Raw genomic sequence first — 13,239 nt, forward strand, 5'->3', positions numbered from 1 at the left:
GGGCATTCCAGTCTATAAGCCCGCATCCTAATGGAGGCTTGGGCTGCGCGGACAAGAACGCATGCCTCGAAACAGGTGAGTGAGATGGCACAGAATTGGAACCCGAATAGCTGGCGGCAGAAGCCGATCCAGCAGGTGCCGGACTATCCGGACGCTGCGGCGCTTGCCGCGACCGAGGAGCAGCTCGCTTCCTATCCGCCGCTGGTCTTTGCCGGCGAGGCCCGTCGCCTGAAGAGCGCGCTGGCCAATGTGGCGGAAGGCAAGGGCTTCCTGCTGCAGGGCGGCGACTGCGCCGAAAGCTTCGCCGAACACGGCGCCGACACCATCCGCGACTTCTTCCGCGCCTTCCTGCAGATGGCCGTGGTGCTGACCTTCGGCGCCCAGCAGCCGGTGGTGAAGGTTGGCCGTATCGCCGGCCAGTTCGCCAAGCCGCGCTCCTCCAATGTCGAGAAGCAGGGTGACGTGACGCTGCCGTCCTACCGCGGCGACATCATCAACGGCATCGAGTTCACCGAAGAGGCCCGCATTCCGAACCCGGAGCGCCAGATCATGGCCTACCGGCAGTCGGCAGCGACCCTGAACCTGCTGCGCGCTTTCGCCATGGGCGGTTATGCCAACCTGGAGAACGTGCATCAGTGGATGCTGGGCTTCGTCAAGGACAGCCCGCAGGCCGAGCGCTACCGCAAGCTGGCGCACCGGATCTCCGAGACGATGGACTTCATGAAGGCGATCGGCATCACCGCCGAGAACCAGCCGAGCCTGCGCGAGACTGATTTCTTCACCAGCCACGAAGCGCTGCTGCTCGGCTACGAGCAGGCGCTGACACGCGTCGACTCGACGTCGGGCGACTGGTATGCGACGTCCGGCCACATGATCTGGATCGGCGACCGCACGCGCCAGGCCGATCACGCGCATGTGGAATACTGCCGTGGCATCAAGAACCCGATCGGCCTGAAGTGCGGCCCGTCGCTGACGGCCGACGGCCTGATCGAGCTGATCGACGCGCTGAACCCGGCAAACGAAGCGGGCCGGCTGACGCTGATCTGCCGCTTCGGGCACGACAAGGTTGCAGAAAACCTTCCGCGCCTGATCCGCGCGGTGGAGCGCGAGGGCAAGAAGGTGGTCTGGTCGTGCGATCCGATGCACGGCAACACGATCACGCTCAACAACTACAAGACCCGTCCGTTCGAGCGGATCCTGTCGGAAGTCGAGAGCTTCTTCCAGATCCACCGGTCGGAGGGCACGCATCCGGGCGGCATCCATATCGAGATGACCGGCAAGGACGTGACCGAATGCACCGGCGGCGCCCGCGCGCTCTCCGGCGACGACCTGGCGGACCGCTACCACACCCATTGCGACCCGCGCCTCAACGCCGACCAGGCACTGGAACTCGCGTTCCTGCTGGCCGAGCGTCTGAAGAGCGGGCGCGACGAAAAGCGCCTTGTCGTGAACGGCTGATCGCGCTTCGTTCACGTTTTGATGCCATTCATCAATGGCATTGAAATGATTGGTGAATTCTCTGAATTTGACAGAGCCGGGTCAGCCTCCCAAGCTGGCCCGGTTTTTTATTGCGCATTGGCGGCGACGACGAGCGCGTTCAGGGGAAAGCGGGAAGGGCGATGAGCGACATACACACCGGACACTGTCTGTGCGGGGCTGTTCGTTTTCGGACAACGGGCCCGCTTCGCGACGTCGTCGCATGCCACTGCAGCCAGTGCCGGCGCCAGACCGGTCACTTCTACGCCGCGACGAACGTCGGCAATGCCAATCTCGAAATCGAAGGCGGCGACAATGTCGGCTGGTACCGCGCGAGCGATGCGGCCGGCCGAGGCTTCTGCCGGACCTGCGGCTCGGCGCTGTTCTGGAAAGCCGACGACGCGGACTATACCTCGATCATGGCCGGTGCCTTCGAGGGTCCGACGGGACTGAAGATCGCCTGCCACATCTACTGCGCCGACAAAGGTGACTATTACGAGCTCGACGACGGCGTCCCGCGATATCCGCAGAACTACCGGTAGGGGCCCGCGGCAACCGGGCGCGCCGCCGGCGCCTCGGCCCCGGGCCTGGTCAAGCCGTGCTCTTGCTGCACGGGGTTACTTGGCCGCTGCCGCCTTGATCTCGCCCATGCGGTTCCAGGCATCGAGGCCGGCGATCTTGTAGGCCTCGGCAAGGGTCGGGTAGTTGAAGGTGTTTTCGACGAAGTACTCGACGGTGCCCTTCAGGTTCAGGACGGCCTGGCCGATATGGACCAGTTCGGTCGCGCCTTCGCCGACGATGTGAACACCCAGCAGGCGGCGCGTCTTCAACGAGAAGATCAGTTTCAGCAGGCCGGAATCGAGCCCCATGATGTGACCGCGCGAGGTCTCCCGGAAGCGGGCGATGCCGCATTCGTAGGGAATGCCGCGCTCTTTGACTTCCTCCTCGGTCAATCCGCAGGTCGAGATTTCCGGCACGGCGTAGATGCCGTAGGGGAAATACTTCTGCGGCTCCTTTGCCATTGCCCCGACGGCGACGCGAGCAGCGATTCGCCCCTGTTCCATCGATGTGGAGGCAAGGCTCGGGAAGCCGACGACGTCGCCGGCGGCATAGATGTTCGGCACTGCCGTCTGGAAGGTTTCCAGATTGACCTTGAGCCGTCCGCGGTCGTCCGCCTCGAGTCCCGCGGCGGCAAGGTTCAGCGTATCGGTCGCGCCCATGCGGCCGGCAGCATAGAGCACCATGTCGGTGACGACGACGCGGCCGTTGTCGAGGGTGATGGAGCATTTTCCGCTGTCGAGCTTCTCGATCTTCTCCGCCTTGGTGCCGAGCAGAAGCTTCATGTTGCGGTCGCGCAACTGATAGGTGAAGTCTTCGACGATTTCGCGATCGATGAAATCGAGGATCGTCGACTTGGGATCGATCACGGTGACCTGCGCGTCAAGCGCGCTGAAGATCGTCGCATACTCGATGCCGATGACGCCCGCGCCGATGACCGCCAGCGAACGCGGCAGCTCTTCGATCTCCAGCAGTTCGTCGCTGTCCAGGATCGCTTTGCCGTCGAAGGGAATGCTGGCGGGGCGATAAGGCTTCGTGCCGACCGCAAGCATGATGCTCTTGCCGTTGACATGAAGGATTTCGCCGTCGTCCTTGACGACTTCCAGCGTGTCAGGCGCCAGAAAGCTCGCCTTGCCGCGAATGAGCTGGACCCGGTTGCGGGCGAACTGATGCTCGAGCACCTCGACCTCGTGGTCCAGCGTGATGAGGAGGCGGCGGCGCAGGTCCTCCGCACTGATCTCCTCCTTGACGCGGTAGGCACGGCCGTAGAAGCCGCGCTCGCGCCACCCCGTCAGGTTCAGCGCCGTCTCGCGCAGCGTCTTGGACGGGATCGTGCCGGTGTGGACGGAGACGCCGCCGACGCGCTTGCCCTGTTCGATGACGAGAACCTTGTGGCCGAGCTTGGCCGCCTGGATCGCGCCCCTGCGTCCTGCGGGGCCGCTGCCGACGACGACGAGATCAAACTGTTGCATGAGCAATTCCGAAAGCTGGAAAGAATCTATGTTGCGGTGCCGCAATATCTATACCGTCAATGTGATGGCTTAACAAAGCCTTCGCAAAGCGATCCCGGCACCGATAATTTTTGCGGTTCGACAAGTTACGGTTCTGCAAACGCAGGTGCGGGCGGGTCAGATCAGGCGCAACCCCTTCAGGCTGGCATGGCCTTCGCGGCCGATGATGATGTGGTCGTGCACGGTGATGCCAAGCGGGCGTGCCGTGTCGATGATCGTCTTGGTCATCTCGATGTCGGCGCGCGAAGGCGTTGGATCGCCGGAGGGATGGTTGTGTACGAGGATGATGGCGGTGGCCGACAGCTCCAGCGCCCGCTTTACCACCTCGCGCGGATAGACGGGGGTGTGGTCGACGGTGCCGCGCCCCTGGATTTCGTCGGCGATCAGAACGTTGCGCTTGTCGAGGAACAGCAGGCGAAACTGTTCCCGGTTCTCGTGCGCCATGGCGGCGTGGCAATAGCTGATGACCGACGACCAGGAACCCAGCACCTGCTTGTTGCGCAGTTCGCTCTTCAGCATGCGCTGCGATACCGTGGCAATCAGCTTCAGGTCGAGTGCGACCGCTTCGCCGATGCCCTTGACCTCCTGCAGGAGGGCGGGCGGCGCGCCGAGCACGCCCGAAAGCGTGCCGAAGCGCTCGAGCAGGGCTTTGGCGATCGGCTTCGTGTCGCGCCTCGGAATCAGGCGGAACAGAAGCAACTCCAGAAGCTCGTAGTCGGCAAGTGCCGTCTCGCCATGTTCGCGGAAGCGGTTGCGCAGGCGCTCGCGATGACCGTGATAATGCGCCTCGGCGGCTTCCTTCGGCGCGGGTGTCTGTGCGCCGACGATCGTCTCGCGTCGCGGCGAGCGTTCGGCGAAATGGCCACGTTCGTCGCCGTCGTTGAAAAGGGAACCGTCATATCCTGAAGACGTCTGCAACGGCTCTTCCGCCGCATTCTCTTCGCCAATGGATACGGGGTTCTTGCCCATGAGGTCCTATCCGGGAAGGCCGGGCCGGTCGAGACCGGCGGGCGAAAGGGTGAAGACTTCGCAGCCATCCGCCGTGACGCCGACGGCATGCTCGTACTGGGCCGAAAGCGAACGGTCGCGCGTGACGGCCGTCCAGCCGTCCGAAAGAACCTTCACATGCGGGCGGCCGAGATTGATCATCGGCTCGATGGTGAAGATCATGCCCTCCTTCAGCTCCGGCCCCTCGTTGGCGCTGCCGTAGTGCAGGATGTTCGGCGCGTCGTGGAACAGCTTGCCGACGCCGTGGCCGCAGAAGTCGCGAACGACGGAGCAGCGCTCGGATTCGGCGTAGCGCTGGATGGCCTCACCGATGGCGCCCGTGCGCACGCCGGGCCGGACGGCGGCGATGCCGCGCAGCAGGCACTCGTAGGTGACTTCGAGCAACCGCTCCGCCGAGCGCTTGATCTGGCCGACGGGATACATGCGGCTGGAATCGCCGTGCCAGCCGTCGAGGACATAGGTGACGTCGATGTTGACCACGTCGCCCTCGCGCAACGGCTTGTCGTTCGGAATGCCGTGGCAGACCACGTGATTGATCGAGGTGCAGGAGGACTTGGTGTAGCCGCGATAGTTAAGCGTGGCGGGAAGCGCGCCGTGATCCATGCCGAATTCGAAGACGAAGCGGTCGAGCGTGTCGGTGGAGGTTCCGGGCTTGACCAGCGGGTAGATCTCGTCGAGCGCGCGCGCCGTCAGCTGGCAGGCCTTGCGCATGCCTTCGAACGCCTCGCTGCCGTAGAGGCGGATCACGCCCGTATTCTTCATCGGCGCGGAAAAGGCTTCGATATAGGTAACCATCGTCGGTCTTTCGGTTGTTTTTCAATTTTTCATAAAACAGCGAGGGCGGCTTCGTCCATGGCGATCAGCGCATCGGGACGAATTTCGCGCGCGGAAACGGAGCATTTTACCGCATAGGCTTCGACGCCGCGCGCCATGGCCCTCTTGAAGGCGGCCGCATAGATGGGGTCGAGGTCGTCGCAGATGCGGAAGCGTTCGCAGTCGCCGCGCTGGATGAGGTAGAGCATGATCGCGCGATGGCCGCTTTCGACGACGTCGCCCAGCTCCTCCAGATGCTTGGCGCCGCGCGCAGTCGCCGTGTCGGGAAACTCGGCCACGCCGGCCTTGCGGCGAAAATGCACGTTCTTCACCTCGACATACGCCATGGGCCGGCCGGGTGCGGAGAGAAGCAGGTCGATGCGCGAATTGCGGCCGTACTTCCGCTCCCGCTGCAGGGTCGGATAGTGGGCGAGGTCGCTGACAAGCCCGGCACGAATGGCCTCCTCCGCCAGTCGGTTCGGCAGCGCCGTATTGATGCCGACGACCGTATCGTCCGCCTCGATCAGTTCGAAGCGATGGCGATATTTGCGCACGCCGTCGTGCTCGGAAAGCCAGATGCGAGAACCGGGTGCCGTAAGTCCCCGCATCGAACCGGTGTTGGGGCACGAGCCGGTGATCGCCGTGCCGTCATCGAGGATGGCGTCGAACAGGAAGCGCTTGTAGCGCTGCACGAGCGTGGCGGGAATGAGTGGCGGATCGAAGAGCATGGGATGGTAACGGATCTCTGGGGCGAAGAGGGGGGGGGCGAAGAGGGGCAGGCACGTGCGGCCGGCTGCCTCACGCCCATATAGGTGGGGAGATGTCCGGTTTCACGTTGTCCGTGCGGTCAAGCCCGGACGCGGACGTAGGACCCAGGCGCTTCCTCGATCGAGTTGAGCGAGCCACCGGGCTTTCTTGCCGGAACCTTGCGGCCGTCCAGCGCCTCGATCCAGGCGCGCCAATGCGGCCACCACGAGCCAGGCGTTTCCTTCGTCTTCTTCAGCCAGTCCTCGAACTCTCCGGTCGGCGGCCCGCCGGTCCAGAACTGGTACTTCATCCTGTCGGGCGGATTGACGACTCCGGCGATATGGCCGGAGCCCGAGAGCACATAGGTGACCTCGCCGCCAAACGCGCTGCTGCCGGCAAAGACTGACTTGGCGGGCGCGATGTGGTCTTCCCGGGTCGCGAGATTGTAGATCGGGATCGTCACGTCCTTCAGCGAAAGCTTCTTGCCCGCCAGCACCATTTCCCCGCGGCTGAGGCTGTTCTTCAGGTAGCAGTTGCGCAGATAGAAGGAATGGTTCGCCGCCGGCATGCGCGTCGAATCGGAATTCCAGTACAGCAGGTCGAAGGGCAGGGGGTCCTGGCCCTTCAGATAGCTGTTGACAAAATAGGGCCAGATCAGCTCGGACGCCCGCAGCATGTTGAACGCCGTCGCCATCTTCGAACCTTCGAGATAGCCGACCGCCGCCATACCCTGTTCGAGCGCTGCGATCTGGTCTTCGTCCGCAAACACCTTCAAATCGCCGGCGAACGTGAAATCCACCTGCGTCGTAAAAAGCGTGGCGGAGCGGATACGTCTGTCGCCTTCCTGTGCGTGCAAGGCCAGCGTCGCTGCAAGCAGGGTGCCGCCGACGCAATAGCCGACCGCGTTGACCTCTTCCTCGCCGCAGGCCTGCTTGATCGTATCGAGCGCGAAATCGATCCCTTCGCGGGCATAGGCCTCCCAATCCTTGCCGGCATGGCGTTCGTCCGGATTGACCCAGGAGATCACGAACACGGTCAGCCCTTGGTCGACCGCCCATTTGATGAAGGACTTCTGCGGGTTAAGGTCCAGGACGTAGAACTTGTTGATCCATGGCGGGCAGATCAGAAGGGGGCGCTTGAGCACTTCTTCCGTTGCCGGCTCGTACTGGATGATCTGGCAGATGTCGCTCTGGGCAATGACCTTGCCCGGCGTGATCGCCAGGTTCTCGCCGATCGCGAACTTGCTGGTGTCGGTCTGGCGCAGTTTCAGGTCGCCGCGGCCGGCGGCGATGTCCTCGGCCAGCATGCGCATGCCGCGCACGAGGTTCTCGCCGTTGCTGGCAACCGTCTCGCGATAGAGCTGCGGATTGGTGGTCACGAAGTTGGTGGGCGAAATGGCGCTGGTGATCTGGCGCACATAGAACGCCGCCTTGTGGCGGGTGTGCTCGTCCAGCCCCTCCGCATCGCTCACCATCCTCTCGGCCCAGTCCGACGTCACGAAATAGGCCTGTCGCAGAAAGTGGAAGAAGGGATTTCTGATCCAGTCCTCGTCGGCGAAGCGCTTGTCGCTTGCAGCTCTGTTGTCTTCGGGGGCTTCGATGTCCTCGCCGGCGAGCTTCTGCAGCGTGCGCGACCAGATGCCGAAGTAGCTCCCGAGCAGGTGCGTCTGCGCCTCCAGCGTGCGGCGTGGATCGGAAAGCCAGTATTCGGAGACTTTCGACAGGGTCTTGACCATGTCGACCATGGGGTCGGCGAGCGTATCGACCTTCTCGCCGCGTTCGCGCGGCGCCAGCCAGGCAGACGCAGCCTTGCCCAGCTGTTCGACGGTGCGGGCGAAATTGACAGCGAGCGCCTCGGGATTCTTGACCACGTAGGGCTCGATCGTCTTGGGGTCGAAACCGCCAAAGCCGGTGGTCTCGCGTGTGTCGCCGTTCTTGTCCTGGCTCACCCCGTTTCCTCCGGATTTTGTTGTTAGTTCCGTTTTTACATCCTGCCGGAAAAAGATTACAAGGGCCATAAAGCTTTTTGTCGGCCGCACTTTTTGGGTGGCCGTCCGGGCGGCAATGAGGCCGCACCGGAGAGGGATGGTTTGCTGCGCGGGGCAGGACGGGAATGGCGTTTGAATTCGGAAAACTGGCTGCTGCGATCCTCATTGGCGGTCTGAGCGGCACCATCATCTCCGGATGCACGTCCGCGAGCTCGCCGTCGCAGACCGCAGTGGTCAATCCCGGTGCCGACCGCTCGCCGACGTATCCCGATATCACCGCTCCCGTGCATGCTGCGACCCAGCAGATGAGCAACGAGGAAGCCCAGAAGATCAGCGCACGCGTCAGCGCTCTGGCAGCGCAGCGCCGGGCCGGAACGATCTCGGACGCGGAGTATCGTCGCGTGCTGCTCGAGATGGATGCGCTTGCGACGAATCACGGCGCCGAGACGCTGAAAGAAATCCAGAATTAGCGCTTGCCTTTGCCTCCGATTGGACGCATTGGCTTGAATGGTCCCAAGGACTGGTTCGGAGGCGCGAAGTGTCATCAAATCGGACATATTCGCCCCTATCCGAACTGTAAGGAATCGCGCGAAAGGGCGCAGCGTCCGATCGATGGACGACTGTTGCGTCGCGCCAAACGAGGTCGAAGATGGAAGAGTTTCACAAGGTCCGGCGACTGCCGCCGTATGTTTTCGAACAGGTCAACCGTTTGAAAGCAAGCGCGCGAGCGGGCGGCGCCGACATCATCGACCTCGGCATGGGCAATCCCGACCTTCCGACGCCGAAGGCGATCGTCGACAAGCTCTGCGAGGTCGTTCAGGACCCGCGCACCCACCGCTATTCCGCCTCGAAGGGCATTCCCGGCCTGCGCCGCGCGCAAGCGTCCTACTATGCGCGCCGCTTCGGCGTGAAGCTCAATCCCGACACCCAGGTCGTGGCGACCTTGGGTTCCAAGGAAGGCTTCGCCAACATGGCGCAGGCGATCACCGCTCCCGGCGACGTCATCCTCTGCCCGAATCCGACCTATCCGATCCACGCCTTCGGCTTTCTGATGGCGGGCGGCGTGATCCGTTCCCTCTCGGTCGAACCCGATGAGAGTTTCTTCGGGCCGCTCGAGCGTGCCGTGCGCCACTCTATCCCCAAGCCGCTGGCGCTGATCCTGAACTACCCGTCGAACCCGACCGCGCATGTGGCGACACTCGATTTCTACAAGGACGTGGTCGCCTTTGCGAAGAAGCACGACATCATCGTCCTTTCGGATCTCGCCTATTCCGAGATCTACTTCGACGACGCGCCGCCGCCGTCCGTGCTGCAGGTTCCGGGCGCAATCGACATCACCGTCGAGTTCACCTCCATGTCCAAGACCTTCTCCATGCCCGGCTGGCGCATGGGCTTTGCCGTCGGCAACGAGCGCCTTATCGCGGCACTGACCCGCGTGAAATCCTATCTCGACTACGGCGCGTTCACGCCGATTCAGGTTGCGGCCACGCATGCGCTCAACGGCGACGGCTCGGACATTGCCGAGGTGCGCAACATCTACAAGCGTCGCCGCGACGTGATGGTCGACACCTTCGGCAAGGCCGGATTCGAGGTGCCGCCGCCGGCGGCGACCATGTTCGCATGGGCCAAGATCCCCGAAAAGTTCCGCCATCTCGGCAGCCTCGAATTCTCCAAGCTCTTGGTCGAGAAGGCCGACGTGGCCGTGGCGCCGGGCATCGGCTTCGGCGAGCAGGGCGATGACTATGTCCGCCTGGCGCTGGTGGAGAACGAACACCGCATCCGCCAGGCGGCGCGCAACATCAAGCGCTTCCTGTCGTCGGCGGACGAGACGATGCATAACGTTATCTCGCTCAACGCGCACCGCTGACCCTTCTTCGCCCGCCGGTGTTCTGCCGGTGGGCACAAACTTACATCGATAGGACTTTTCATCATGGCTGATGCCCTCAAAATCGGCATAGCGGGCTTGGGGACCGTTGGGGCCTCGCTCGCACGCATTCTCGTCGAGCGCCGGGAAACGCTGGCGGCGACATGCGGACGTCCGATAGAGATCGTCGCCGTGAGCGCCCGCGATCGTACGCGCGATCGCGGCGTCGACCTTTCGCGGGTCGCATGGTTCGACGATGCCGTGGCGCTGGCCGAAAACCCGCAGATCGACGTTTTCGTAGAACTGATGGGCGGGGCGGGCGATCCGGCCTACGCCGCCGTGAAGACTGCCCTTTCGCGCGGGGTGCACGTGGTGACGGCCAACAAGGCGCTGCTGGCCGCACACGGTGTGGAACTGGCAACCATTGCCGAGGAGCGCGGCTGCCTCCTGAACTACGAGGCGGCTGTCGCCGGCGGCATTCCCGTCATCAAGGCGCTGCGTGAATCGCTGACCGGCAATACCATTTCGCGCATCTACGGCATCATGAACGGCACCTGCAACTACATCCTGACCAAGATGGAGAAGGAAGGCCTCGGCTTTGCCGAATGCCTCCGGGAGGCGCAGCGGCTGGGCTACGCCGAAGCCGATCCGGCCTTCGACATCGAGGGCAACGACACTGCCCACAAGCTGTCGATCCTGACCACGCTTGCCTTCGGCAACAGGATCGCGGCGGACGACATCTATCTCGAAGGAATCAGCAACATTTCGATCGACGACATCCGCGCGGCCGCCGATCTCGGCTACCGTATCAAGCTGCTGGGCGTGGCGCAGCGCACCGATACCGGTATCGAGCAGCGCGTTCATCCCACCATGGTGCCGATCGAATCCGAGATCGCGCAGGTCGACGGCGTCACCAATGCGGTGGCGATCGAGGCTGATATCCTCGGCGAACTGCTGATGGTCGGCCCCGGCGCCGGCGGCAACGCGACGGCCTCCGCCGTGCTTGGCGACATCGCCGATATCGCCAAGAGCCGTCCCGGGGCGCAGATGGTGCCGGTGCTCGGGCGTCCGGCTGCCACGCTCGAACCCTACAAGCGCGCGCAGATCCGCAAGCATCACGGCGGTTACTTCATCCGCATGACGGTGGAGGACAGGGCAGGGGTGTTCGCCAACGTCGCCGGTCACATGGCCGAAAACGGCATCTCGCTGGAATCGATCGTGCAGCATTCGAAGCACCACACAGAGGCAGCCGAACCGAAGACCATCATCCTCGTCACCCACGCGACGATGGAGGACAGCGTGCGGCGCGCGGTAGCGGCGATCACCCGGGAAGGCTATCTTGCCGGCGAACCGCAGGTGATCCGCATCGAACGGCCGAAGGCCGCCTGAACCCAGGCGGCGTACGTCCCGCCAGCCAATATCCCTCGTGCCCCGCCCGGTGCATGCCAAGGAGACCGATGAGCCAGGAGGTCGATCCCGTCCAGCGCGCCTTTCTCGGTGTCGAGCGATCGGCAACCGGGCAGAAATGGCTGGCACGGCTAGATCAGGCGGGTGAGAACCGGGCGCTGGCGATGAGCCAGAGCCTCGGCATACCCGACCTGATTTCCCGCGTCCTTGCCGGACGCGGCGTCGGCTATGACGAGGCGCTGGAGTTCCTGGATCCTACGCTCCGCCGGCTGATGCCCGATCCCTATCGCATGACCGATTGCGAGGCGGCGGCGGAGCGGATCGCGGCTGCGATCGCGCGGCGGGAGAGGGTAGCGATCTTCGGCGACTATGACGTCGACGGCGCCTGTGCCTCCGCGATCCTCTACCGTTTCGTCCGCCATTTCGACGTCGATTGCGAAATCTATATTCCCGATCGCATCTTCGAAGGCTACGGGCCCAATCCGCAAGCGATCGACACGCTGATCGAGCGTGGCGCCAGGCTGATCGTCACTGTCGACTGCGGTTCGACCAGTTTCGATTCCATTGGGCATGCCAGCAAGCGCGGCATCGACGTCGTCGTGCTCGATCACCATCAGGTCGGGCAGGATCTGCCGAAATGCGCAGCCCTGGTGAACCCGAACCGGGAGGACGATCTCTCCGGGTTAGGCTACCTCTGCGCCGCCGGCGTCGTCTTCCTGGTGCTGGTGGCGCTGCAGAGGCTGCTTCGCCGCCGCGATCCGCGTGCGGGCGAACTCGATCTTCTGGCGATGCTTGATCTCGTGGCGCTGGCCACCGTCTGCGACGTGGTCCCGCTGAAGGGGCTGAACCGCGCCTACGTCGTCAAGGGGCTTGTCGCTGCACGCCATCTCGGCAATCCGGGACTGGCCGCCCTCGTCAAGCAGGCGGGCATCGGCGGGCCGATCACCCCCTATCACTTCGGCTTCATGGTCGGACCGCGGATCAATGCCGGCGGGCGCATCGGTGACGCCGCGCTCGGTAGCCGGTTGCTGACGCTGGACGACGCCTCGCAGGCCGAAGCGATTGCAATCCAGCTCGACGGCCTGAACCGTGAACGCCAGGCGCTCGAAGTGGCGATGCTGGCGGAGGCCGAAGCCGAGGCGAGCGCCGAATACGGTTCCGGCGAAAACGCGGCGGTCATCCTGACGGCGCGCGAAGGCTGGCATCCTGGCGTGGTCGGCCTGTTGGCCTCGCGCCTCAAGGATCGCTTCCATCGGCCGGCCTTTGCCATTGCCTTCGATCCCAACGGCAAGGGCACCGGCTCCGGCCGCTCGATCAGCGGCTTCGATCTCGGCCGCATGGTGCGCGCGGCCGTGGACGAGGGGCTTCTCGTCAAGGGGGGCGGCCACGGCATGGCGGCCGGCCTGACAGTCGAGCGCGCTCAGCTTGGCAGGCTGCGGAGCTTCTTCGAGGAACGGGCGGAAAAGACGGTGCGCGAACTGACGGCGACCCGCACGATGAAGATCGACGGCGCGCTGTCGGCCGCAGGCACGACGGTCGCGCTGGCCGAACAGCTGGAGCAGGCAGGCCCGTACGGCTCCGGTCATCCGCAGCCCGTCTTCGCCCTTGCCGCCCATCGCTTGCTGGACGCGCGACAGGTCGGCGTGAACCACCTCAAGCTGACGCTGGAAGGCCCCGACAGGGGACGGATCGAGGCCATGGCGTTTCGCGCCGTCGACGCCCCGCTCGGCGCCTTCTGCCTCGCCCGCCGTGGGCAACTCATGCACGTGGCCGGCTCGGTCTCCGCCGACCAGTGGCAGGGAAGCCGGCGCGTCCAGTTCCGCGTCAGTGATGCCGCCGAGGCGTTTTAAAGCATCTCGCGCACAACA

Annotated in this window: 11 protein-coding genes; 6 read left to right on the plus strand and 5 right to left on the minus strand. The window is 64.1% G+C overall.

The window, feature by feature from the left end; genetic code table 11:
* The first annotated feature begins 84 nt into the window (after positions 1-84).
* A complete protein-coding gene (locus CRO48_RS08915) occupies positions 85-1,458 on the plus strand; it encodes a class II 3-deoxy-7-phosphoheptulonate synthase (RefSeq protein ID WP_097138300.1) in 1,374 nt (457 codons plus the stop codon).
* A gap of 161 nt (positions 1,459-1,619) precedes the next feature.
* Positions 1,620-2,018 carry a GFA family protein gene (locus CRO48_RS08920; RefSeq protein ID WP_097138302.1) on the plus strand — a complete coding sequence of 133 codons (399 nt, stop codon included), beginning with the start codon at positions 1,620-1,622 and terminating at the stop codon, positions 2,016-2,018.
* A gap of 75 nt (positions 2,019-2,093) precedes the next feature.
* Here CRO48_RS08920 and sthA read toward each other — a convergent pair whose 3' ends face one another.
* The 5 genes from sthA to phaC form a co-directional block, all read right to left on the minus strand.
* Positions 2,094-3,506: a Si-specific NAD(P)(+) transhydrogenase gene (gene sthA / locus CRO48_RS08925; RefSeq protein WP_097138304.1), complete on the minus strand. Its 1,413-nt coding sequence runs from the start codon at positions 3,504-3,506 to the stop codon at positions 2,094-2,096.
* A 156-nt stretch (positions 3,507-3,662) separates the two neighbouring features.
* Positions 3,663-4,514 carry a RadC family protein gene (radC, locus tag CRO48_RS08930; RefSeq protein ID WP_097138307.1) on the minus strand — a complete coding sequence of 284 codons (852 nt, stop codon included), beginning with the start codon at positions 4,512-4,514 and terminating at the stop codon, positions 3,663-3,665.
* 6 nt (positions 4,515-4,520) lie between these two features.
* Positions 4,521-5,348 carry a type I methionyl aminopeptidase gene (map, locus tag CRO48_RS08935; protein WP_097138309.1) on the minus strand — a complete coding sequence of 276 codons (828 nt, stop codon included), beginning with the start codon at positions 5,346-5,348 and terminating at the stop codon, positions 4,521-4,523.
* A gap of 29 nt (positions 5,349-5,377) precedes the next feature.
* Positions 5,378-6,094, minus strand: a complete 717-nt coding sequence (sfsA, locus tag CRO48_RS08940) for a DNA/RNA nuclease SfsA (protein ID WP_097138311.1) — start codon at positions 6,092-6,094, stop codon at positions 5,378-5,380.
* 119 nt (positions 6,095-6,213) lie between these two features.
* On the minus strand, positions 6,214-8,130 hold the full coding sequence (phaC, locus tag CRO48_RS08945) for a poly(3-hydroxyalkanoate) polymerase subunit PhaC (protein ID WP_097138313.1): 1,917 nt from the start codon (positions 8,128-8,130) through the stop codon (positions 6,214-6,216).
* 95 nt (positions 8,131-8,225) lie between these two features.
* Between phaC and CRO48_RS08950 the strand changes: the two genes are divergently transcribed.
* From CRO48_RS08950 to recJ, 4 genes are all read left to right on the plus strand, one after another.
* Positions 8,226-8,570, plus strand: a complete 345-nt coding sequence (locus tag CRO48_RS08950; RefSeq protein WP_097138314.1) for a hypothetical protein — start codon at positions 8,226-8,228, stop codon at positions 8,568-8,570.
* Between the two features lie 179 nt (positions 8,571-8,749).
* Positions 8,750-9,967, plus strand: a complete 1,218-nt coding sequence (locus CRO48_RS08955; RefSeq protein WP_097138316.1) for an LL-diaminopimelate aminotransferase — start codon at positions 8,750-8,752, stop codon at positions 9,965-9,967.
* A gap of 63 nt (positions 9,968-10,030) precedes the next feature.
* Entirely contained in the window at positions 10,031-11,353 is a 1,323-nt protein-coding gene (locus CRO48_RS08960) for a homoserine dehydrogenase (protein WP_097138318.1), read from the plus strand.
* Between the two features lie 68 nt (positions 11,354-11,421).
* Entirely contained in the window at positions 11,422-13,221 is a 1,800-nt protein-coding gene (gene recJ, locus CRO48_RS08965) for a single-stranded-DNA-specific exonuclease RecJ (protein ID WP_097138320.1), read from the plus strand.
* Positions 13,222-13,239 lie beyond the last annotated feature (18 nt).

This window comes from Rhizobium subbaraonis (genome assembly GCF_900220975.1).
In the GTDB taxonomy this organism is placed as follows: Bacteria; Pseudomonadota; Alphaproteobacteria; order Rhizobiales; family Rhizobiaceae; genus Mycoplana; species Mycoplana subbaraonis.